Origin of the sequence: Mesorhizobium norvegicum (genome assembly GCF_004919685.1) — a bacterium.
Taxonomy (GTDB): Bacteria; Pseudomonadota; Alphaproteobacteria; order Rhizobiales; family Rhizobiaceae; genus Mesorhizobium; species Mesorhizobium norvegicum.
Genome location: NZ_SMYZ01000100.1, coordinates 24,826 through 45,912, shown reverse-complemented (window position 1 = coordinate 45,912; position 21,087 = coordinate 24,826). Strand labels below are relative to the sequence as shown.

Sequence of the window (21,087 nt, the reverse complement as noted above, 5' to 3'; positions counted from 1 at the left end):
CGCAACACCCATGAAAAAGCCCGGCGCGAGCAATCGCGCCGGGCTTTTTCTTTTCAGGCCAATTCGTTGACGAGTGCCGGTTGCCCTTTGTTGTCAGCTCTTGTGGCCCTGGGCCTCTTCCTCGATCGCCGCCTCGTGATACCAGCCATCGCCGAAATCCGTCTGTACACCCCGCAGTGAGGCAAGCTCTGCCGCAAACCTAGCCTTGCCGCTCAAATTTGAGGCAGAGGCGCGCGCTGCCGCCGGGAACACCAGAATTTTAGCCGACGGTCGCGTGGAAATGATTTCCATTGTCGGGTTCCTTTCTTCTGCCGAACCTTGTCGATTCAACTTGTTTCGAAGATAGGGTCTGCAATCAAGATAGGCAATATGCCTACGAAAAGATCAGTATTTGCCTACTATTTGTGCGTATTGCGGCTGTGACTGATCCGGGCGCATTGCTTAGGCGGCTTGCCAACTTCAATGGAATGCCGCGTCAATTTTGCCGCACCCTCCAGGCGAAGAATGGCACACGAATTGCATTTTAAGGATCCGGCAGGGCCGGCTGCTGAAGGCAGACGCAAGTCGACGCCGTTCAGTGTTCGGTGATCAAGCAACGAGAGGCTAGAATGACGAAATACAAGCTCGAGTACATTTGGCTCGATGGATACACCCCGGTCCCCAACCTTCGCGGCAAGACGCAGATCAAGGAATTCGCCGAATTCCCTGATCTCGAGCAGCTGCCGCTGTGGGGCTTCGATGGTTCCTCGACCCAGCAGGCCGAAGGGCACAGCTCCGACTGCGTGCTGAAGCCGGTTGCGGTCTATCCGGATCCCGCCCGCACCAACGGCGTGCTGGTCATGTGCGAAGTCATGATGCCTGATGGCGTCACGCCGCATGCCTCCAACAAGCGCGCCACCATCCTCGATGACGAGGGCGCCTGGTTCGGTTTCGAGCAGGAGTACTTCTTCTACAAGGACGGCCGCCCGCTCGGCTTCCCCGAGAGCGGCTATCCCGCACCCCAGGGCCCGTACTACACCGGCGTCGGCTATTCCAATGTCGGCTCAGTCGCGCGCCAGATCGTCGAGGAGCATCTCGACCTCTGTCTCGCCGCCGGCATCAACCACGAAGGCATCAACGCCGAAGTGGCCAAGGGCCAGTGGGAATTCCAGATTTTCGGCAAGGGCTCCAAGAAGGCCGCCGACCAGATGTGGATGGCCCGCTACCTGATGCAGCGCCTGACCGAGAAATACGGCATCGACATCGAATACCACTGCAAGCCGCTCGGCGACACCGACTGGAACGGTTCGGGCATGCACGCCAACTTCTCGACCGCCTATATGCGCGAAGTCGGCGGCAAGGCCTATTTCGAAGCGCTGATGGCGGCTTTCGACAAGAACCTGATGGACCACATCGCCGTCTACGGCCCGGACAACGACAAGCGCTTGACCGGCAAGCACGAGACCGCACCATGGAACCGGTTCAGCTATGGCATCGCCGACCGCGGCGCCTCGATCCGCGTGCCGCACTCCTTCATCAAGAGCGACTACAAGGGCTATCTGGAAGACCGCCGGCCGAACTCGCAGGGCGACCCCTACCAGATCGCGTCGCAGATCCTGAAGACGATCGCTTCGGTGCCGGCAAGCGCCCAGGTTTCGGCTGCGGCGTAAGCATTTCGGTATAGATGACAAGAAAGCCCCGGCGTTCGCGCTGGGGCTTTCTGCTTATGAGCCGATGAAAATGGCGCGGTGTCCGTCTAAAGCAATTCCAGGAAAAGTGTGAAACGGTTTTCCGTCCGGGATTGCGTCAAAACAAAGAGTTAGAGCGGTTCGCCGTTTCCGTGAAACGGTGAACTGCTCTAGCCGGGGACCGCACCCCGCGCCTTCAGCGCAGCCACAACCCTGTCATGCGGCAGGGCAGGCGTGCGGTTGCCGTCGCGGCCGATCATCTCGTGGTTGGCGACCAGGGCGTTGAGCACGGCCTCCTCGGCCGCCTGCACGACAGCGGCGTAGAAAGCGTCCATGCGCCCCCAGGGAATGAAGTCCATATGGCCGTAGCTCTCTTCGGTGGGCGGGCCTTTCGGGAAGCGGCCGTTGAGCGCGTCGGGATTGCCTGTCGAGAAGGCGAGAAAAATGTCGCCGGAGAAATGCGAGCCGGTGGTGCCGGTCCGCGCCAGGCCGAGCGGCACACGCCGCGCCAGCGCCTTGCATTGGCCGGGCAGCAACGGTGCGTCGGTGGCGACGATGCCGATGCAGGAGCCGGCGCCTGTCGGCTGGCCGCTGAAATAGGCTTCCATCGGATTGTCGGTCGCCAGTTCCTGCCCAAGCGGCACACCGGCGATGCTGAGTTCGTGGCGCGAACCGAAATTGGCCTGCAGGAACACGCCGACCGTGTAGTCGCGATGGCCGTAGCCGATCACCCGCGAGGCGGTGCCTGAGCCGCCCTTGAAGGCGTAGCAGTTCATGCCTGTGCCGCCGCCGACCGAGCCTTCCTCGATGCTGCCGGAGGCAGCGCTGTCGATCGCTGCCATGGCGTGGTCGACGGTGACATGCGAGCCGTTGATGTCGTTAAGGTAGCCGTCCCAGGTTTCCGCCACCACCGGCAGCAGCCACTGGCTGGTCATGGCAGGCTTGTTGCGCGCGTCCCAGTCGATGACGCCGCGATGGCAGGTGCCGACGGCATGGGTGTTGGTGATCAGGATCGGCAGGCTGAGGCTGCCGGCCTCCTCGATCCAGGATGCGCCGGTCATCTCGCCATTGCCGTTGAAGGAATGATAGCCGGCTGCACAGGCGAGACCGACGCCGTCGCGGCCGAACGGCAGGATCGCGGTCACACCGGTGCGCACCGGTCCGTGGCCGAGGCTGAGCTTGCCGTCGCCCTTAACAACAGTCGAATAGCCGACGAGAACGCCATCGACATCGGTGATGGCGTTGGCGTGTCCGGGCTTGCCTTGCAGGGGAATGCCAAGCGCCCGGGCGCGCTGCTTGCCGGCGGGCGTCATGTTGAGAACGGCTCTTTGGTTCATTGTGGTGATGCATCCCTGTGGTGGCGCCGGGGTTCAGCCGAGACGGCAACTCGTCGCGAGCTCGGCATAATGGGTGAGGATTGTCAGGGCAGCCTGATGATCGACCGCCGGAACGATGTTGGTGAGGTGGAGACCGAGCCCGTCCTCAAGCACCACCAGGCTGCGCGCGATGGTGTCGCTGCCCGTCTGCAGCTTGAAGATACCGGTCGCGGCGCCGGCTTCAAGGATGCCGACATAGATTGCCACCTGGCGCTCGAACAGCGTTATGTGGCGGGCAGCATAACTTGCGTCCGAACGCGAATAGGCGCCAAGCTCGAGCAGCAGCCGGCAGAGCTGGTCGTCCTTGTCGACCGGCAGCCCGCTCTCGATCATCGCCTTCAGTCGCGCGCGGGGATCGGCGATCGCGGCGACCGATGCGGCGCGTAGCGTGCAGAACCGCTCGACCGCCTTGCGCTGCACATCGTCCAGCAGGTCCTTCAAGCCGGGATAGTAATAGAGCAGGGCGCTCGAGCTCATCCCTGCCTCGTTGGCGACGTCACGCAAGGTGACGTCGGCCAGTCCGCGCCTGGCGATCATCGATTCCGCGGCTGCGACCAATGTCAGGCGGCGGTCGGTCTGCGTTTTGGGTCTGCCCATCTATGTTTCCTGAATTCAATTCAGTTTAAAACCGGCGTGTGAAATTTTGCAAGCACGCATACACCATATTCGTTGACGATTTCCGATCGTGTCGATAGGTTCCGCTGCGGAGGATAATTTTTATCTTATTAAAAAAATGGGAGGACAATGTCTACAAACGAAGCAACTACAGCGGCCCAGGCCGCGCCGGCCGCCAAAGGGCTCGACCGGGCGCTCAACGCGCTGGGCACGCTCATGATCGTTCTGTCGGCGGTGACGCCGGCATCATCGGTGTTCATCATCGTGCCGGGCGTCATTGCGCTGGCCGGCACCGGCTCATTTCTCAGTTTCGTCATTGCCGCCGTCATCGGGCTGTTTATGGCGTTCGTCTATGCCGAACTGTCGTCGGCCTATCCGATGGCCGGCGGCGAATACACGATGATCGGCCGCACGCTCGGCCGCTTCTGGGGCTTCGTCACGCTGGTGCTGGTGTTCGTCTCGATCGTGCTGATCGTCGCCGTCATCGCGCTCGGCGTCGGCACCTATCTCGGTGTCCTCATTCCCAACCTCAGTCCTCAATGGGTGGGTGTGGTGACGATCGCACTTGCCGGTACGGTCGCGGCAATGCGCATCAAGCTCAACGCCTTCGTCACCGGCATCTTCCTCGGCATCGAAATGCTGGCGCTGCTGATCCTGACCGGCCTCGGCTTCGCTCATGTCGAACGGCCGCTCTCCAGCCTGTTCACCGCACCGCAGCTGCTCGATGCCACCACCAGCACGCTGGTGCCGGCGTCGGCCGGCATCGTGCTGGCGGCAACCGCGGTTGCCCTGTTTGCCTATAATGGCTACGGCGCCGCCGCCTATTTCGGCGAGGAGACGCATGACGCCAAGCGCAACATCGGCAAGGTCGTGGTGTGGGCGCTGGTCATCACCGTCGCGGCCGAACTGATCCCGCTGACCGCGGTGCTGCTTGGCGCGCCGGATCTGGTTGCCTTGCTCGCCGCGCCGCAGAAGATCGAGTATTTCCTCGAGGCGCGCGGCGGCCATGCGTTGACGGTTCTGATCAGCCTTGCCATCGCCGTTGCCATCTTCAACGCGGTGATCGCCATCATCCTGCAGGCGGCCCGGCTGCTGTTCAGCTCCGGTCGCGACAAGACCTGGTTCGGCCCGATCAACGCCGCTGTCGCCTCGGTTCATGGCAGCTACGCCTCGCCCTGGATCGCCACCATCGTCGTGGCGGTGCTGGCGGCCGTTGCCTGCTTCATCGACATCAACCTGCTGCTGGTCGTCAGCGGCACGTCACTGGTGGTCATCTATGCCTTGCTGTGCGTGGCGGCGTTTGTCGGTCGCCGCAGCGGCACCACCGACGGCGGGCACTATCGCATGCCGCTCTTCCCGGTGCCGGCCATCCTCGCTTTCGTGGCGCTGATCTATGTCGCTTACCAGAACTACCTGGACGTCGCCTTCGGCCGTCCGAGCCTGATCGCGACGGGGCTGATCATGGTCGTGGCGGCGATCTATTACCTGCTGGTCCTGGCCAGGCGAACGGACTGGAACCTGCACGGTCCCGACGAGCTTGCAGGGTAGATCCACGTCCCTCCGACGGTCTGCTCTTTGCAAGAACCCCGGCCCAGGCCGGGGTTCTTTTTTGCCGCTACCCGGCAGATCGCATCTCCGGCCAAAAGCACCCAGAAAAAGTCAGGCAATTCCGGTAGTCGAGAATCCCACCGGAGTCCGGTCCGTCGCCGTGTCCGTTTCCAGCGATGGCTTGTCAGAAAGCCCGGAAAACCGCCTTTTCCAGCACTTAATCTGTGGCAAAGACCCTTCCATAAGCATCTGTTCAAGCAGCGAAATCTGCTATCCACAGCCCGGTTGGTGGCGTTGACAGATCGCATCGCAGCATGCGTATTCGCAGGTCTTGGGGTTACGTCACGCAATGCTGTTCGGACGGGCGGGGTTTTCTTGAACGGCGGCATTGGCGGGGGGCGCCGGACGAGCGGTCACTGTAGCCTGAGACAGTGCTCCGCTCGCTCCTGGCTTCATGTTCGCGATCGAACAATGATCCGCTTTCCATCCATCGGACTTTGCTGAGCTTGAGACTGACGTCACCGGATCGACGTGTCGTGCGTGCCAATGGACCCCGCGCTCATGAACCCAGGCATATGCGATCGTCGAAAACTCAACGCAAATACGCTGCTTATGTCGAGTCGGCCCGCTCTCGTGCGCCGATCGGTAGGCACGACCATCTGAGAGCAGCAAAGCCCTTGAAAGAGGGAAATCTTTCAAGGGCTTGAATATAATATTGAATCTTAGACGGAGTAGTACATGTCGTATTCGACCGGATGCGGGGTCATTTCGAAGCGCATCACCTCGGCCATCTTCAGCTCGATGTAGCTGTCGATCTGGTCGTCATCGAAGACGCCGCCGGCCTTCAGGAAGCCGCGATCCTTGTCGAGGCTCTGCAGCGCTTCACGCAGCGAACCGCAGACGGTCGGGATCTTCTTCAGTTCTTTCGGCGGCAGATCGTAAAGATCCTTGTCCATCGGCTGGCCGGGATGGATCTTGTTCTTGATGCCGTCGAGACCAGCCATCAGCAGCGCTGCGAAGCCGAGATAGGGGTTCGCGCCCGGATCGGGGAAGCGGATTTCGACGCGCTTGGCCTTCGGCGACGAGCCGAACGGGATGCGGCAGGAGGCCGAGCGGTTGCGCGCCGAATAGGCGAGCAGCACCGGCGCTTCGTAACCCGGCACCAGACGCTTGTAGGAGTTGGTGAGCGGGTTGGTGAAGGCGTTGATCGCCTTGGCGTGCTTGATGATGCCGCCGATGTAGAACAGGCAGCTTTCCGACAGGCCGGCATATTCATTGCCGGCGAAGGTCGGCTTGCCGTTCTTCCAGATCGACATGTGGACGTGCATGCCCGAGCCGTTGTCGCCGAAGATCGGCTTTGGCATGAAGGTCGCCGTCTTGCCGTAGGCATTGGCGACCTGGTGGACGACATATTTGTAGATCAGCATCTTGTCGGCGTTGCGCACCAGCGCGTCGAACTTGATGCCGAGCTCGTGCTGGGCAGCCGCCACCTCGTGGTGGTGTTTTTCGACGCGCACGCCCATTTCGGCGAGCACGGTCAGCATTTCGGAGCGCATGTCCTGCGCGCTGTCGATCGGCGGTACCGGGAAATAGCCGCCCTTGACGCGCGGACGGTGGCCGAGATTGCCGGTCTCATAGTCGGTGTCGTCGTTCGACGGCAGTTCGGTCGAGTCGAGCTTGAAGCCGGTGTTGTAGGGATCAGCCTTGTACTTCACGTCGTCGAAGACGAAGAATTCGGCTTCCGGGCCGACAAAGATGGTGTCGCCGATGCCTTCCGCCTTCATGTAGGCCTCGGCCTTCTTGGCCGTACCGCGCGGATCGCGGTTGTAGGATTCACCCGAAACCGGATCGAGGATGTCGCACAGGATGACCATGGTCGACTGCGCGAAGAACGGGTCCATGTGGACCGTTTCCGGATCGGGCATCAACACCATGTCGGACTCGTTGATGGCCTTCCAGCCGGCAATCGACGAGCCGTCGAACATCACGCCATCGGCGAACATGTCTTCCTCGACCTCGATGACATCCATCGTCACGTGCTGCAGCTTGCCCTTCGGGTCTGTGAAGCGCAGGTCGACGAATTTCACGTCGTTGTCCTTGATCTGCTTCATGATGTCTTTGGCTGTCGTCATGTCATGTATCCCTGTTTGATGACGTTTTTTGATGATGACGTTTTCAGGAGGATGGCCGGGTCAGGTCAGACCGCGTCCATGCCCGTTTCGCCGGTGCGGATTCGCACGACTTCCTCGATATTGGAAACGAAGATCTTGCCGTCGCCGATACGGCCGGTCTGGGCCGCCTTGCGGATGGCCTCGATCGCACCTTCGACCGCGTCGTCGCCAAGCACGACCTCGATCTTCACCTTGGGCAGGAAATCGACGACATATTCGGCGCCGCGGTAGAGTTCTGTATGGCCCTTCTGACGACCGAAGCCTTTTGCTTCGGTGACAGTGATGCCCTGCAGTCCGGCCTCCTGAAGCGCTTCCTTCACTTCGTCCAGCTTGAATGGCTTGATGATCGCTTCGATCTTTTTCATGTAAAAAGTGGCCTCCACTGCCAAAAAAACGGGTTGTGACCCCCCGCTTGCGCCTCCATCAAGCACGAACTGTGCCAATCGGACGGATTCGAAGCGGTCTCATACGATTTCAAAGCCGCGCCCTGCCGGGATGCAAATTCGCGTCATTCACTGCACCGGAAGCGGCATGGGCTGCTGGAGCCTACACAGCGCCAGCATCTGCGCCCGCACAAAAATTAGGCATATCGCCTATCCCTCAGGCAATTTCGTGCCTGCAATGCCCTCATGCCGACGATATGGCCGCAAATCTCGGCAACTCCCCTTTGTTTGCTTCGGATCGAAAATTGGACAATGCTTGATCGCATGCGGATCGGCAATCCATGAGCAGCGAACTTCTTACCTCCGCCGAAATGAGCGAGGCCGATCGGCTGACGATCGCCGCCGGTCCAACCGACGGTATCGGCCTGATGCGGCGAGCGGGTGAAGCGGTCGCGGCTGAGATTCTCAAGCGTTATCCCTCAGCGGCGCACGTCCATGTGCTGTGCGGCCCCGGCAACAATGGCGGTGATGGCTATGTCGTCGCCCGCATCCTGGCCGCCAGCGGCGTTAGCACAACGATCTGGGCATCCGGAGCGCCGAGGCCGGAAAGCGATGCGGCGCTCGCCGCCGCGGAGTGCCCGATCAAGCCCCGGCCGCTGTCTGGATTTAATGCCGAGGCCGGCTCGATCGTGGTCGACGCGCTCTACGGGGCAGGGCTGTCCAAGCCGATGTCCGGCGATGCCGTGAAGGCCGTCGATACCGCAACAGCCCTGCGCCTGCCTGTGGTCGCGGTCGACCTGCCGTCGGGCGTCTCGGGAACCAGCGGCGACATATTGGGCAAGGCGTTTCGCGCTGAGGTCACCGTCACCTTTGCGCGAAAAAAGCCTGGCCACCTTTTGCTGCCGGGACGCGGGCAATGCGGTGAAATCGTGCTCGCCGATATCGGCATCGGCGACGGCATCATCGCCCAGCTCGCCGTGTCGACCTTCGAGAATGTGCCGGACCTGTGGTTCCAGGAATTTCCCGTGCCGGCGGTGGACGCGCACAAATACAAGCGTGGCCATGTCGGCGTCTTTTCCGGCGGCCCCAGCGCTACGGGCGCGGCTCGGCTGTCCGCCATGGCTGCCGCCAGAAGCGGGGCAGGGGCGGTCACCGTGCTGTCGCCGCCCAATGCCATGCAGGTGAACGCGACGCACCTGACCTCGATCATGCTGCGCGAGGCGGGTTCGCTCGAGGATGTGCAGGAATTCCTGGCGGCGCGCCATCCCGAGGCGCTGGTGTTCGGACCGGGGCTCGGGCCAAAACCCAAGGTCGGCGATTTCGCCCTGCAGCTGATCAAGGCTTTGGCGGATGGTGGACGCGACGAAGCGACCGCGAGCCACGCCAGTGCGATCGTGCTGGATGCCGACGCCATCACCTCTCTGGCCCATCAGCCCTCAGCGCTGTTCGAAGCCGCCCGGCGGCTGAATGCTCCAGCGCTGGTGATAACGCCGCATGAGGGTGAATTCGGCCGACTGTTCCCTGATATCGCAGGCGACGAGACCCTGTCGAAACTGGCCAAGGCGCGTGCCGCCGCCGTGCGGTCCAATGCGGTCATCGTCTACAAGGGTGCCGACACTGTGATCGCTGCTCCCGATGGCAAGGCGGCGATCAATTCCAACGGCGCGCCGTGGCTGGCCACAGCCGGGTCAGGCGATGTGCTGTCGGGCATCATCGCCGGTCTGCTCGCACAGGGCATGCCGCCCTTCGAGGGGACCTGTGCGGCGGTTTGGCTGCATGCCGAAGCCGGCAGCCGGTTCGGACCCGGTCTGATCGCCGAGGATCTGCCGCTGGCGCTGGTGCCGGTGTTGCGCGAACTCTTCGACGCGCGCAAGGCTGCTCAATGAGCCGCGCCCTGACTCTGTTGCTCGCCACTCTCTTTGGCGGCTTCGTGGCGTCGACGGCACGCGCCGAAGACCCTGTGACCGTCGTCGACAATCCGGCCGTGCTCGCCGCACTCGATGCCAAGGGTTTCGGCTTCGCCGACGTTTTCGGGGTCGACGGCGAGGACGGTCTGAAGACGCTCTACGACGAGGCGCCGGCCTATCACGCCATCGTCGAAACAGTTGCCTCTGATGTTGCAGCACTGCGGGCCGACATGAAGGCCGGCGGGCGGCCGCTCTACGAGGTCACCGATGGCAATGTCGGCCGCATCATGGACATGCGCTGGCTGAAGACCGATGCCGCACGCTTTCGGCTGGTCGGCGTCGTCAACCGGCTCGACCGTCGCGACTTCGCAGTGCTGCAGGGCGACAAGAGCTGCGGCGAGGTGCGCTTCATCTACCGCCTTGCCTACAGCTTTCGGAAGAACAGCAAGCTGCTGGCGTCGCGCCTGCCGTTCAATTTCAATGCCGTCTACAGCGCCGCACCCGATGCCGATGGCGGCTGCGTCGGCACTGCCGGGCGCTGGACGCCACAGCTTGATGAGAGCGTCGATGCCGGCTGGCTGACCGGTGGACCGCTGGAGAAGGCCGGGTTGACCTTCAAGCAGCTGGAGCTCAACGCACAGGTGGTGCGCTTTCCCTCCGGTCAGGAAACCGAGTTTGGCGGGCAGGCTGCCTATCTCATGCGGATATTCGGCATCGATGGTGCTGATATCAGCGAGAAGTCGCTGGAAAACACGCCTGACACCGCACGGCTCTCGCAGGACGCGGCGCTGAAGGCACGGCTCGCCGCCTATGTCGGCGCCAACCTGCCGGCGGTTGACGAAGGTGTCTATGAAATCCCCGACGAGTTCCTGGCCAGGAAGATCATCTCATGGTCGACCTTCGGCAGTGCGCGGCAGGCCAATCATCCGTTTACGCAACAATTCCAACCCGCGGAATTCGCATCGCTCGATTATTCCACGCTGAAACTGGTGCGCACGCCGGAAGCGCTGGTCGAGCGGCTGGACAATGGCGCCTGCCAGGGGTGCCATCAGGCCGGCTCCACCGCCGGCTTCCATTTCATCGGCCTCGACGACGAGACGACGTCGCCGTTGAACCGCATCGAGGTCGGCATTTCACCGCATCTTCATGCCGAAATTCCGCGCCGCCAGGCCTGGCTTCGCGCCACGACCGAAGGCAAGCAGCCGAACCGCTTCCGGCCGCTCTCCTTTGCGCCGCCGGCGGCCTGGACGGATACTGCGGTCGATTACGCGCCGGCCGAGATGGCGATGCCGTGCCTGATGCCGGAGGATGCCGCCCGCTTCGGTGCGACCTGGCAGTGCGGCAGTGGCACCGTTTGCATGCCGTTGGCCACCGCTTCAGGCGTGCGGACGAAACTCGCGCAATGCCTGCTCCCCAAGGACAGCGAAAAGATGTTTTCCGGGCATCCCTGCCTGACCGGCTTGATCGCCAGCAATGCGGCGCAGCCTTTCAATGACCGCTACAGCATATCGGGCCAGTTCGCGGCCTTCGCACCGGATGTCTCGCGCACCGCTTACACCTGCCGTCCACCGAAGATCGGCGTGCCTGGCGGCATCGCCTATCGCGGCTGTGACGACAAGGACCGTGCCTTCGCAGCCTTCAAGGCCGGCAAGCCGATGCCGAACGAGATCTGCGGACTGGTCGGCGGCAAGAAATTCGACATCTGCGTGGCCACCAACAATTTCGACCAGTGCCTTGGCGGCGCCGTCAATCGCGGCAACCGGCCGGCCTGTTCGGCCGATCATTTCTGCCGCGAGGACTATATGTGCCAGTCGCTGCCACCGGACACGCCGGGCATCGGCAAGGTAAAAGGCATCGGCTTCTGCTCGCCGACCTATTTCATCTTCCAGATGCGCATCGACAATCACGCGACGCCGTGGGCCAGTGCTACCCGCGCCACGATGGGGGCAGGGTTTGGTGCGGCGGAGGAGCAGTAGACTTGTCGGTTGCGGGTGACGGCGATCAGTGAAAAAAGCGTCTCGCGGACACCGCCTTAGCGTTGAAGGTAGTCCTCCATCTGCCCGGTCCACGTCTTGTTGAATTCCGCAATTTGTCGTTCAGCTGTGTCTGGGCTCAGCAGCGTCGAGAGTGCCGTGACGGCTATCGGCTGGATGTCGGGCGCTTCCGCATATCCAAGTGCCGCCAGCCTCTGCGCCCATGATGGATGCGTCGACTTTTCGTCGTCGGGACGTTCCCATGCCCTGTGGGCGCAAGCACTCAGGCAAGTGTATTCCGACAATTGTCCAGCCATCTCCAGAAGGCGGTCGAGCGGGGGCCGTGGTGGACGCATTGCTCCCATCAATTCCCGGCGCAGTGGATCATAGACCTTTTCCTTGAAGTGAACGTCCGCCGCGGCAACAAGCAACAGTGCGCGTGCTGCCTGCTCAGCATTGCCAGAGGATGCCGCATGTCGGTCCGCCTTGATCTCTGCTTCGCGCGAAAGCCGGATATCTTCCCGCTCAAACGATTCCGATAGCCAGCCGATCGCCGCGTGAAGGAGGCTGCCTGAAATTGTCGCTCCGGGAGGAGCGTATTCGAAAACAAATCCGAAACTGTTCTCGAATTCAGCGAGATTGAGACCACCATTGGTGTCCTTGTTTCGCACATGCGCGTCCTCGTGGGCGAGAATTGCGGCGAGGGCCTTTTCATCGGTCACGGCAAGGAGGGGAATGCCAACGGTCAAAAACAGGCGGTTGCCGAGAAGGCCAAGAAGCGTACGCTCTTCCCGCACACTGGCGTTAAGGTTGTCCTCTAACGCAATAACCGTGCGCGCCGCCCGGCGCCGTCCAGCAACCGTTTCCCACAGCGCCCATAGTCCAGGCGCCTCCGCTCTGCTGACGCCTTTGACCTTGCTGCGCCGAAAACCGGCAAACAATGTGCCGAACAGGAATGCCACCGCAGTGGTCGCGATCGGCATTGCAACAAAGCCGCTGACGATGAACCAGACCGAATGGCTGTCGAGCAGGGTCATCCAGACGCAGAAAATGACGGCAGCGGGGACAACGAAAAACAGGACTGCAAACCTGCCAAATCGCCGTCCAGCGATGATGATCATTCGCGACATTCAGAATCACAGCGGGATGTTGTCGTGCTTCTTCCAAGGGTTCTGCATATTCTTGTTGCGCAGCATACGCAGCGCCCGTGCGATGCGGCGGCGGGTCGAGTGCGGCATGATCACCTCATCGATATAACCGCGTTCGGCGGCGACGAAGGGCGACAGGAAGCGATCCTCGTAAGCTTTTGTATGGGCTGCAATCTTTCCGGCGTCCCCGATGTCCTTGCGATAGATGATCTCGACCGCGCCCCTGGCGCCCATCACCGCGATCTGCGCCGTCGGCCAGGCATAGTTCATGTCGCCGCGCAGATGTTTTGAGGCCATCACGTCATAGGCGCCGCCATAGGCTTTTCTGGTGATGACGGTGATCTTCGGCACGGTGGCCTCGGCATAGGCGAACAGGAGTTTGGCGCCATGCTTGATCAGCCCGCCATATTCCTGCGCGGTGCCGGGCAGGAAGCCTGGAACATCGACGAAGGTGACGATCGGGATCGAAAAACAGTCGCAGAAGCGCACGAAGCGCGCCGCCTTGCGGCTGGCGTCCGAGTCGAGCACGCCGGCCAGCACCATCGGCTGGTTGGCGACGAAGCCGACCGTGCGGCCCTCGACGCGTCCGAAGCCGGTGACGATGTTCTTGGCGAAATTCTGCTGGATCTCGAAGAAATCGCCTTCATCGGCGACCTTCAGGATCAGCTCCTTGATGTCGTAGGGCTTGTTGGCGTTGTCGGGAATCAGCCGGTCGAGCGACAAATCGTGGTCGGTGACCGACTGGTAGCATTCGATCTCGGGAAGCTCCGATGTGTTGGAGGCCGGCAGCAGGTCGACCAGCCGGCGCATCTGCAGCAGCGCCTCGACGTCATTGTCATAGGCGCCGTCGGCGATCGAGGATTTCGTCGTGTGGACGGAAGCGCCGCCGAGGCTCTCGGCGGTCACCGTCTCGTTGGTGACGGTCTTCACCACATCCGGTCCGGTGACGAACATGTAGGAGGTGTCGCGCACCATGAAGATGAAGTCGGTCATGGCAGGCGAATAGACGTCGCCGCCGGCGCAAGGCCCCATAATCACCGAAATCTGCGGAATGACGCCGGAGGCGAGCACGTTGCGCTGAAAGATCTCGGCATAGCCGCCGAGGGCCGCCACGCCCTCCTGGATGCGCGCGCCGCCGGCATCATAGAGGCCGATGATCGGTGCCCGGTTGCGCAACGCCATCTCCTGCACCTTGATGACCTTCTCGGCGTGCGCTTCCGACAGCGAGCCGCCGAACACGGTGAAATCCTTGGCGAACACGTAGACCGGACGGCCGTTGACGGTGCCCCAGCCGGTGACGACGCCGTCGCCAGCGATCTTGGACTTCTCCATGCCGAAGTCGGTCGAGCGGTGCTCGACAAACATGTCGAATTCCTCGAACGAGCCCTCGTCGAGAAACACCTCGATGCGTTCGCGCGCGGTGAGCTTGCCCTTCTTGTGCTGGGCATCGATGCGAGCCTGGCCGCCGCCCATGCGGGCGATCTCGCGGCGGCGCTCGAGTTCCTTCAGCACGTCTTTCATTGATTACCTCCCAGGCCAGCGGCATTTCGTGGTAATCGTGCCGGCAAGCGAGCGCAAGCGCCGCTTGCGCTATGGGTTTTGCTGCGCTGCAACATGAAGCCCCTTGCATTCCGAAGCGAACTCAGCCATATGCACCCCATAGGCGCTTGGGCCGGGAACGAATCCGGCCTTCTCGACGAATGAGACTGGTTGCGTCTGTTTTCCCTCTTTCCGGTATATCGGCCCCTCTTTCCGGTACATCACAAAGCGGCGAAAAAGCCCCGTGGCATGATGCCTGCGGGCACGACAGCGCAGCCGCGCGGACGGAAACGTCCGCCGCCTTGTCGTTCCATGACAATTTGTTCGACGGTAGGTTGCGCCCTGCCGCCATCGATGTTTGCGGCCAGAAGCCGCGTGAAAGAAGATTATTTTGACCAACGAAAACACTTTGCCCGGTAGCAACACTGCGGAACTCACCGGTTTCGCGGCACTGGGTATTACGGGCGCGCTGCTCAAGGCCACCCATGCCGCCGGCTTCACCGAGCCAAAGCCGATCCAGGCGCAGGCGATCCCGCCGCAGATGGAAGGCCGTGACATTTTCGGCATCGCCCAGACCGGCTCCGGCAAGACCGCGGCCTTCGCGCTGCCGATCCTGTCGAAGATCATTGCGCTCGGCACCAAGCGCCGGCCGAAGACGGCGCGTGCGCTGATTCTGGCGCCGACGCGCGAACTCGCCGTACAGATCGAGGACACGATCAAGATCCTCGCCAAGGGCGCGCATGTTTCGACCGCGCTCGTGCTTGGCGGCGTCTCCCGCTTCAGCCAGGTGAAGAAGGTTGCTCCCGGCGTCGACATCCTGATCGCAACGCCCGGCCGGCTGACCGACCTGGTGCGTGAAGGCGACCTCGTGCTTGCCGACACCAAATGGCTGGTGCTGGACGAAGGCGATCGCATGCTCGACATGGGCTTCATCAACGACGTCAAGCGCATCGCCAAGGCGACCGCGCCCGACCGTCAGACGGTGCTGTTCTCCGCGACCATGCCCAATGAAATCGCCGAACTGGCGAAGGGCCTGCTGAAGAACCCGATCCGCGTCGAAGTCGCGCCGCAAAGCACGGCAGCGGCCGAGATCGTGCAAGGCGTCGTCTTTGCCCGCACCAAGCAGAAGCGCCAGGTGCTGTCGACGATGCTCGCCGATGAGGCGATGAAGTCCGTCATCATCTTTTCGCGCACCAAGCACGGCGCCGACAGGGTGACCAAGGACCTCGAGCGCGACGGCTTCAAGGCCGCCGTCATCCACGGCAACAAGTCGCAGAACGCCCGTCAGAAGGCGCTGAACGATTTCCGTGAGGGCTCGGTGCGCATTCTGGTGGCGACCGACATTGCGGCGCGCGGCATCGACGTGCCCGGCATCAGCCATGTCGTGAATTTCGACCTGCCGGACGAAGCGGAGAGCTACGTTCATCGCATCGGCCGTACCGGCCGCAACGGCATGGACGGCATCGCGATCACGCTTTGCGATCCTTCCGAGAACAGCAAACTGCGCCAGGTCGAGCGTATCATCCGCACCAAGCTGCCGATCGTTGCCGACCATCTCGGCAGCCCCGATCCGCAGCGCAATCCGGCCGAAAAGAACGAGCGCTTCGAGCCGGCCAATGACCGCAACGACCGCAATGGTCGTCGCGACGGCAGGCGGCCCGGTGGCGAGAACAAAGGCAACGGCTTTGGCAAGAAGCGCTTCGGCGACAAGCCGGCCTTCGCTGGCGAGCGCAAGCCGGAAGGCGCCAAGCCGGCCTTCAAGGGCAACAACAAGCGCCGCTTTGGCGGCAAGCGTCCGGCTGCGCGGGCTGCGTAAGCCAGACCGCGTTGTAATCAGTCAGGCTGGCTGATTGCCGAGACCGACAGGAAAGGGCGGCTGAAGCGATGCTTCGGCCGCCCTTTTTTCGTCTGCTCATTGGACCACCGCGTCGACCCAGACGGCGATCCTTTGCGCCAGAAATGCCGTGGTCGACGGCGACAGCGCGTCGCCGGCGATGACGTGGTTGTCCGGGTCGCCCGTGTCGTCGACCGGAACCAGTTCATGCGGCGCGCCCCAGCGCCCGGCAATCTCGCGGGTGCGGTCGGGCCGCACCACACTGTCCGAATCCGAAAAGATGAACAAGGCAGGGATGGTCGCCTTCTCAACCGGCGCGCCATAGGCAAGCTCGGTCAGTGCCTGCATCGGCAAGGTCGCCTCGATCGGGTAGCGGTAGGTCCAGAATTTTTCATGCAGCGCGTTGCGCGGCACGAAGCTGTGTTCCTTGCCGGCGACCACCCTGGCGATTTGTTTGCCCCACGGCATGGTCAGGATTTCGGCGCCCGAAGCCTTCACGCCGAAGTTCGGCGAGATGAACGCGATCGCCGCCACCCCGTCCGATGCGCCCGGCTGCGTTGCCGCCCATACTGCCAGCGAGCCGCCGGTCGAGGTCGAGATGACGATCACCTTGTCGCCGATCGCCCGGCCGATGGCGAGCGCCTCCTCATAGTCGTTGACCCAGGCATTGATGCTGCCTTGCGTCATCGCCGCGCCGTCCTGCCCATGACCGGTGAGGCGGGTGTAGAAGAGATTGGCGTCGAGCTGGTCAGCCACGTCGTCGGGCAGCGGGCGAACCTCGCCCTTCGAGGCGGAAAAGCCGTGGATGTAGACGATCGACAGCGGCGTCTTGGCATGCACCATCGGATTGGCCCAGACGATCTCCTTCTCCAGCCCGTCGCGGATTCCGGGTATGGCGGCTTCCACCTTTGCCACATAGGCCTGCGGATCGTCGCCGATGACCGAGGGATCGAAACGGATCGTGGTGTCGACGGGAACGCGTGGGCCGAGCAGGAAGGCCAGTGCGAGGATGGCGACAAGGCCCAGCACAGCAAGCACGATCCGTCGCCCCATCGCAGACTCCACGCAACACGATCTCAACCTATGGCGGCGGCCACCAACAGGCAACGGCGGCCCGAAGCGGGGCGCCTGCCAACTTTCGTCAGCGGATCTATTCGATTGGCGGCTTGCGGTCGTAATGCAGCGGCCGCGCCTTCCAGCTGGTCGTCAGGCTGATCACCCCTCTGCACAGCGGCCTCGGCAGCAGGCCGAGCAGTTTCAGAGGCCAGCTTGTCCGGCGCGGGAAGGTGACCTCGAAACCGCCGGACTTGATGCCCCGCGCCATGCGACGCGACGCGCGGCTGACTGGCATCAGCCCCGGCATCGGCAGCATGTTCTTCTCGGTCAGCGGGGTGTCGATGAAGCCGGGATTGAACACCTGGATGCGCACGTTCATCTTGTCGAAATCGTACTTCAGCGACTCGGCCAGGATGTTGATCGCCGCCTTGGTGCCGCCATAGGCGGCCGTTGTCGGCCAGCCGAAATAGGACGTCACCGAGCCAACCAGCACGACATGGCCGCGCGCCCGCACACGCATGCGTTCGATGACGGGCACCAGGCCATTGATGATGCCGAAATAGTTGACCTCGAAGGTTCGGCGAAAGTCGTTGACGACAAGATTTTCACCAGGCGTCGAAATGTAGTTTCCAGCGTTGAAGATGGCGAGCACGATGGGACCGAGTTCCTTCTCGATCGCGGCGACGGTTCTTGCCATGCGCGGCTCGTCGGTGACATCGCAGGGAAAGGCCGTGACACGGCCCGGCATCTGCGCGGTCTCGACGACAAGCGTGTCGATCGGATCGTCGTCGAGCGCTGTCACCGCCACGGCATAGCCCTGGGACGCAAGATCCCTGGCCAGCGCTCGGCCGATACCGCTTGAGCCGCCCGTGATCCAGGCGACGCCGTGCTTCGGGTTGGCCCGATAGAGTGTCATGCTGCGCCCTGTCGAGTTGTTGGTGCTTTGCTCTAGCGGTGAAGAAATCGAATGAAAAGGGTGCTTTTCATCGCCAGGCGGAAATGAACTGTGGGGCACGAAGGCGATGTTGAAAAGCGCCGGCGCAACAACAGCACCGCAAATGCGACTGGACCAGACAAATTCTTGCCTTGAAACCGAAGCTTCGGGTTTCTAGGGTTTCGGCGCACGCACACAAGGAATCCTGAATGCCCCGTTCTGTGATCGACGCGATCGGCAACACGCCTCTGATCCGCCTCAACAAAGCTTCTGAACAAACCGGCTGCGAGATCCTGGGCAAGGCCGAGTTCATGAATCCCGGCCAGTCGGTCAAGGATCGCGCGGGGTTGTTCATCATTCGCGACGCCGAGCAGCGTGGGCTGCTGAAGCCGGGCGGCGTCATCGTCGAAGGGACGGCCGGCAACACCGGCATCGGATTGACGCTGGTCGCCAAGGCGCTCGGCTATCGTACCGTCATCGTCATTCCGGACACACAGAGCCAGGAGAAGAAGGACACGATCAAACTGCTCGGCGCCGAGCTGATCGAAGTGCCTGCGGTGCCTTACAAGAACCCCAACAACTATGTGAAGCTGTCCGGCCGCCTTGCGGAGCAGATGGCGCGGACGGAGCCGAACGGGGCCATCTGGGCCAATCAGTTCGACAATGTCGCCAACCGCGACGGCCATATTCGCACCACGGCGGAGGAAATCTGGAACCAGACCGGCGGCAAGGTCGATGGCTTTGTCTCGGCGGTCGGTTCAGGCGGAACGCTGGCTGGCGTCGCCTTCGGGCTAAAGGCGAAAAGCAAGAATGTGAAGATCGCACTCGCCGATCCGCTGGGGGCCGCGCTCTACTCCTTCTACACCAGCGGCGAACTGAAGTCCGAAGGCAGCTCGATCACCGAAGGCATCGGGCAGGGGCGCATCACCGCCAATCTCGAAGGGTTCACGCCGGATTTTTCATTCCAGATCCCGGACGAGGATGCGCTGCCGATCGTCTTCGACCTGATCCAGGAAGAGGGCCTTTGCGTCGGCGGCTCGACCGGCATCAACATTGCCGGCGCGATCCGTCTGGCCAGGGAATTAGGCCCCGGCCACACCATCGTGACCATTCTTTGCGACTACGGCACACGCTATCAATCAAAACTGTTCAACCCGGAATTCCTGCGCGAGAAGCAGCTGCCGGTGCCGGGCTGGATGGAACTGACGAGCAAGATTTCGGTGCCGTTCGAGAAAGTCGCCTGATGGCGCACAAGACCGAAGCGCTGTTTCGCGACGATGCTTATCTGAAGACGGCTGAGGCAACGGTCGTGGCCGTCAACGATCGCGGCGGCATCATCCTCGACCGGACGATCTTCTACGCCACGTCAGGTGGTCAGCCGGGCGACACCGGTTATTTCGAGCGTGGCGACGGCAGCCGCATCGCCGTTGCCGCCACCATTACCGGCGAGATCAAGGACGAGATCATCCATGTGCCGGCGCCGGAGCAGGCCGTGCCACAGGTCGGCGAGAAGGTGAGGCTGGCGGTCGACTGGGAGCGGCGGCATCTCTTGATGCGCATGCATGCTGCCTGCCATCTGCTCACCGTCGTCTGTCCGTTTCCAATCACGGGTGCCGCGGTCTCCGAGGATGACAGCCGTGTCGATTTCGATGCTCCCGATGCCGGCTTCACCAAGGAGGACGTCACCGCCGGCCTGATGGACCTGGTGCGGGCCGATCACCCGATCTTCACCAGATTGATCAGCGATGAGGAACTGGCCGCCAACCCCAGCTTGGTCAAATCCAAGAATGTGCGGCCACCTGTCGGCACCGGCAAGATCCGCCTGGTCTGCATCGGCGACAACGCTTCGGTGGACAGCCAGCCCTGCGGCGGCACTCATGTCAAAAGCACCGGCGAAGTCGGCGAAATCCACATCGGCAAGATCGAGAAGAAAGGCCGCGAAAACAGGCGCTTCCGCATCCGCTTCGGCCCGATGCCGGCAAACTAAGGCACGTTGCGACCGACCTCTTGCGTGCTCTCTCAACCGGTCGCGAGACACCTCGTCTATGCAAAGTGGCGGAAGCTGGAAGGCGGTCGCTCCACCCATGCCTCGATCTGTTCGGTAACAAACTTGGCTGCCTGGTGGTGAATGAAGTGACCGGCGCCTGGCAGCGCCACCAGTGCGGTCACGTTGTCGACCTCGCGGAATGTGCCATCGAAAGCGTTGGCCGGAACATAGGGATCGTCGGTGCCGAACAGCACGAGGGTCGGTGCCTTGACGAGAGGCAGTTGTCCGATATCGGCCACTTTGCCAAGCGGTATGTTGGCCCTGTAGTAGCCAAGCATCGCCTCCGGATCGGATCGCCTGAGCGAGTCAACCAAGGCCTGCCTGTCCTGCGGATCGGCGACCCAGGCGGCGAGTTCGTCGATGTCCAGCATCTGGGCCGCGCCCGGCACCTGGAAGCGACGTATGTATCCGGTGATCTCGGCATTGGCCGGATCAGCGATAGCGCGCAGATGATTGCGCGGGTGCGGCGTAGACAACAAAACGAGATGGCGCACGACCTGCGGCACGCGTATGGCCAGCCACCAGGCGATAATGGCGCCCCAGTCGTGGCCGACAATCGCGGCCTGGGTCAGCTTTTCGGCTGCGAGGACGGCCAGCACGTCGTTGACCAGGTTTGTCAGCACATAGTTGCCGTATCCCTGCGGCGCATCGCTTTGTCCGAAGCCCCGCAGGTCCGGCGCGATCACGCGATAACGCCCGCAAAGCGCCTGCAGCTGTCGTCGCCAGCCCATCCCGTGATCCGGAAAGCCGTGCAGAAACACAATCGGCGGGCCAGAGCCCGCCGCCGTGTAGTGCAGTTTGACGTTGCCGTTTACCGCAACCTTGGATTCAAACGCCACGTCCAGTTCAGTCAATTGCAATCCATTCGACGCTGCAGTCCGAGCTCGAT

Annotated in this window: 17 protein-coding genes; 7 read left to right on the top strand and 10 right to left on the bottom strand. The window is 62.3% G+C overall.

Annotation, left to right across the window (positions count from 1 at the left end):
- Nucleotides 1–93: 93 nt before the first annotated feature.
- Nucleotides 94–291 (bottom strand): DUF2735 domain-containing protein, encoded by a 198-nt coding sequence (locus FCU66_RS35050; RefSeq protein WP_136622455.1) that lies wholly within the window; start codon nucleotides 289–291, stop codon nucleotides 94–96.
- A gap of 317 nt (nucleotides 292–608) precedes the next feature.
- Between FCU66_RS35050 and FCU66_RS35045 the strand changes: the two genes are divergently transcribed.
- Complete coding sequence (locus FCU66_RS35045; protein ID WP_127260164.1) at nucleotides 609–1,649, top strand: glutamine synthetase beta-grasp domain-containing protein; 1,041 nt, start codon at nucleotides 609–611, stop codon at nucleotides 1,647–1,649.
- A gap of 188 nt (nucleotides 1,650–1,837) precedes the next feature.
- On the opposite strand, the gene FCU66_RS35040 is transcribed toward FCU66_RS35045, so the two are convergent.
- On the bottom strand, nucleotides 1,838–3,004 hold the full coding sequence (locus FCU66_RS35040) for a DmpA family aminopeptidase (protein ID WP_206077185.1): 1,167 nt from the start codon (nucleotides 3,002–3,004) through the stop codon (nucleotides 1,838–1,840).
- A 33-nt stretch (nucleotides 3,005–3,037) separates the two neighbouring features.
- A complete protein-coding gene (locus FCU66_RS35035) occupies nucleotides 3,038–3,640 on the bottom strand; it encodes a TetR/AcrR family transcriptional regulator (RefSeq protein ID WP_136622456.1) in 603 nt (200 codons plus the stop codon).
- Between the two features lie 147 nt (nucleotides 3,641–3,787).
- Here FCU66_RS35035 and FCU66_RS35030 point away from each other — a divergent pair, with 147 nt between their 5' ends.
- Entirely contained in the window at nucleotides 3,788–5,206 is a 1,419-nt protein-coding gene (locus FCU66_RS35030) for an APC family permease (protein WP_136622457.1), read from the top strand.
- Nucleotides 5,207–5,928: 722 nt separating this feature from the next.
- Here FCU66_RS35030 and glnA read toward each other — a convergent pair.
- Both glnA and FCU66_RS35020 read right to left on the bottom strand, forming a co-directional pair.
- Nucleotides 5,929–7,338, bottom strand: a complete 1,410-nt coding sequence (gene glnA, locus FCU66_RS35025) for a type I glutamate--ammonia ligase (RefSeq protein WP_056588641.1) — start codon at nucleotides 7,336–7,338, stop codon at nucleotides 5,929–5,931.
- Nucleotides 7,339–7,403: 65 nt separating this feature from the next.
- Nucleotides 7,404–7,742: a P-II family nitrogen regulator gene (locus FCU66_RS35020; RefSeq protein WP_006205430.1), complete on the bottom strand. Its 339-nt coding sequence runs from the start codon at nucleotides 7,740–7,742 to the stop codon at nucleotides 7,404–7,406.
- A gap of 359 nt (nucleotides 7,743–8,101) precedes the next feature.
- Here FCU66_RS35020 and FCU66_RS35015 point away from each other — a divergent pair, with 359 nt between their 5' ends.
- A complete protein-coding gene (locus tag FCU66_RS35015; protein ID WP_136622458.1) occupies nucleotides 8,102–9,646 on the top strand; it encodes an NAD(P)H-hydrate dehydratase in 1,545 nt (514 codons plus the stop codon).
- Nucleotides 9,643–11,643 carry a hypothetical protein gene (locus FCU66_RS35010; protein ID WP_136622459.1) on the top strand — a complete coding sequence of 667 codons (2,001 nt, stop codon included), beginning with the start codon at nucleotides 9,643–9,645 and terminating at the stop codon, nucleotides 11,641–11,643. Before FCU66_RS35015 ends, FCU66_RS35010 begins: the two co-directional genes overlap by 4 nt.
- Before the next feature lie 56 nt (nucleotides 11,644–11,699).
- On the opposite strand, the gene FCU66_RS35005 is transcribed toward FCU66_RS35010, so the two are convergent.
- Both FCU66_RS35005 and FCU66_RS35000 read right to left on the bottom strand, forming a co-directional pair.
- Nucleotides 11,700–12,761, bottom strand: a complete 1,062-nt coding sequence (locus tag FCU66_RS35005; protein WP_168992209.1) for a M48 family metallopeptidase — start codon at nucleotides 12,759–12,761, stop codon at nucleotides 11,700–11,702.
- Nucleotides 12,762–12,776: 15 nt separating this feature from the next.
- Entirely contained in the window at nucleotides 12,777–14,309 is a 1,533-nt protein-coding gene (locus FCU66_RS35000; protein WP_136622461.1) for an acyl-CoA carboxylase subunit beta, read from the bottom strand.
- A 409-nt stretch (nucleotides 14,310–14,718) separates the two neighbouring features.
- Between FCU66_RS35000 and FCU66_RS34995 the strand changes: the two genes are divergently transcribed.
- Nucleotides 14,719–16,143: a DEAD/DEAH box helicase gene (locus FCU66_RS34995; RefSeq protein WP_136622462.1), complete on the top strand. Its 1,425-nt coding sequence runs from the start codon at nucleotides 14,719–14,721 to the stop codon at nucleotides 16,141–16,143.
- A 96-nt stretch (nucleotides 16,144–16,239) separates the two neighbouring features.
- Here the strand turns inward: FCU66_RS34995 and FCU66_RS34990 are convergent, their stop codons facing one another.
- Together FCU66_RS34990 and FCU66_RS34985 are read right to left on the bottom strand one after the other, a co-directional pair.
- Entirely contained in the window at nucleotides 16,240–17,214 is a 975-nt protein-coding gene (locus FCU66_RS34990) for an alpha/beta hydrolase (RefSeq protein WP_136622463.1), read from the bottom strand.
- Nucleotides 17,215–17,311: 97 nt separating this feature from the next.
- Complete coding sequence (locus tag FCU66_RS34985) at nucleotides 17,312–18,133, bottom strand: SDR family oxidoreductase (protein WP_136622464.1); 822 nt, start codon at nucleotides 18,131–18,133, stop codon at nucleotides 17,312–17,314.
- A gap of 227 nt (nucleotides 18,134–18,360) precedes the next feature.
- On the opposite strand from FCU66_RS34985, the gene FCU66_RS34980 reads away from it, so the two are divergent.
- Both FCU66_RS34980 and FCU66_RS34975 read left to right on the top strand, forming a co-directional pair.
- On the top strand, nucleotides 18,361–19,395 hold the full coding sequence (locus tag FCU66_RS34980) for a cysteine synthase A (protein WP_136622465.1): 1,035 nt from the start codon (nucleotides 18,361–18,363) through the stop codon (nucleotides 19,393–19,395).
- A complete protein-coding gene (locus tag FCU66_RS34975; RefSeq protein WP_136622466.1) occupies nucleotides 19,395–20,138 on the top strand; it encodes an alanyl-tRNA editing protein in 744 nt (247 codons plus the stop codon). The genes FCU66_RS34980 and FCU66_RS34975 overlap by 1 nt, the downstream gene beginning before the upstream one ends.
- Before the next feature lie 56 nt (nucleotides 20,139–20,194).
- Here FCU66_RS34975 and FCU66_RS34970 read toward each other — a convergent pair whose 3' ends face one another.
- Entirely contained in the window at nucleotides 20,195–21,052 is an 858-nt protein-coding gene (locus FCU66_RS34970; RefSeq protein WP_136622467.1) for an alpha/beta fold hydrolase, read from the bottom strand.
- Nucleotides 21,053–21,087: the final 35 nt, after the last annotated feature.

What these genes read in the sequence shown, in the direction of transcription:
- FCU66_RS35050 (WP_136622455.1), bottom strand. Translation starts at nt 291, where the DNA reads ATGGAAATCATTTCCACGCGACCGTCGGCTAAAATTCTGGTGTTCCCG.
- FCU66_RS35045 (WP_127260164.1), top strand. Translation starts at nt 609, where the DNA reads ATGACGAAATACAAGCTCGAGTACATTTGGCTCGATGGATACACCCCG.
- FCU66_RS35040 (WP_206077185.1), bottom strand. Translation starts at nt 3,004, where the DNA reads ATGAACCAAAGAGCCGTTCTCAACATGACGCCCGCCGGCAAGCAGCGC.
- FCU66_RS35035 (WP_136622456.1), bottom strand. Translation starts at nt 3,640, where the DNA reads ATGGGCAGACCCAAAACGCAGACCGACCGCCGCCTGACATTGGTCGCA.
- FCU66_RS35030 (WP_136622457.1), top strand. Translation starts at nt 3,788, where the DNA reads ATGTCTACAAACGAAGCAACTACAGCGGCCCAGGCCGCGCCGGCCGCC.
- glnA (WP_056588641.1), bottom strand. Translation starts at nt 7,338, where the DNA reads ATGACGACAGCCAAAGACATCATGAAGCAGATCAAGGACAACGACGTG.
- FCU66_RS35020 (WP_006205430.1), bottom strand. Translation starts at nt 7,742, where the DNA reads ATGAAAAAGATCGAAGCGATCATCAAGCCATTCAAGCTGGACGAAGTG.
- FCU66_RS35015 (WP_136622458.1), top strand. Translation starts at nt 8,102, where the DNA reads ATGAGCAGCGAACTTCTTACCTCCGCCGAAATGAGCGAGGCCGATCGG.
- FCU66_RS35010 (WP_136622459.1), top strand. Translation starts at nt 9,643, where the DNA reads ATGAGCCGCGCCCTGACTCTGTTGCTCGCCACTCTCTTTGGCGGCTTC.
- FCU66_RS35005 (WP_168992209.1), bottom strand. Translation starts at nt 12,761, where the DNA reads ATGATCATCATCGCTGGACGGCGATTTGGCAGGTTTGCAGTCCTGTTT.
- FCU66_RS35000 (WP_136622461.1), bottom strand. Translation starts at nt 14,309, where the DNA reads ATGAAAGACGTGCTGAAGGAACTCGAGCGCCGCCGCGAGATCGCCCGC.
- FCU66_RS34990 (WP_136622463.1), bottom strand. Translation starts at nt 17,214, where the DNA reads ATGGGGCGACGGATCGTGCTTGCTGTGCTGGGCCTTGTCGCCATCCTC.
- FCU66_RS34985 (WP_136622464.1), bottom strand. Translation starts at nt 18,133, where the DNA reads ATGACACTCTATCGGGCCAACCCGAAGCACGGCGTCGCCTGGATCACG.
- FCU66_RS34980 (WP_136622465.1), top strand. Translation starts at nt 18,361, where the DNA reads ATGCCCCGTTCTGTGATCGACGCGATCGGCAACACGCCTCTGATCCGC.
- FCU66_RS34975 (WP_136622466.1), top strand. Translation starts at nt 19,395, where the DNA reads ATGGCGCACAAGACCGAAGCGCTGTTTCGCGACGATGCTTATCTGAAG.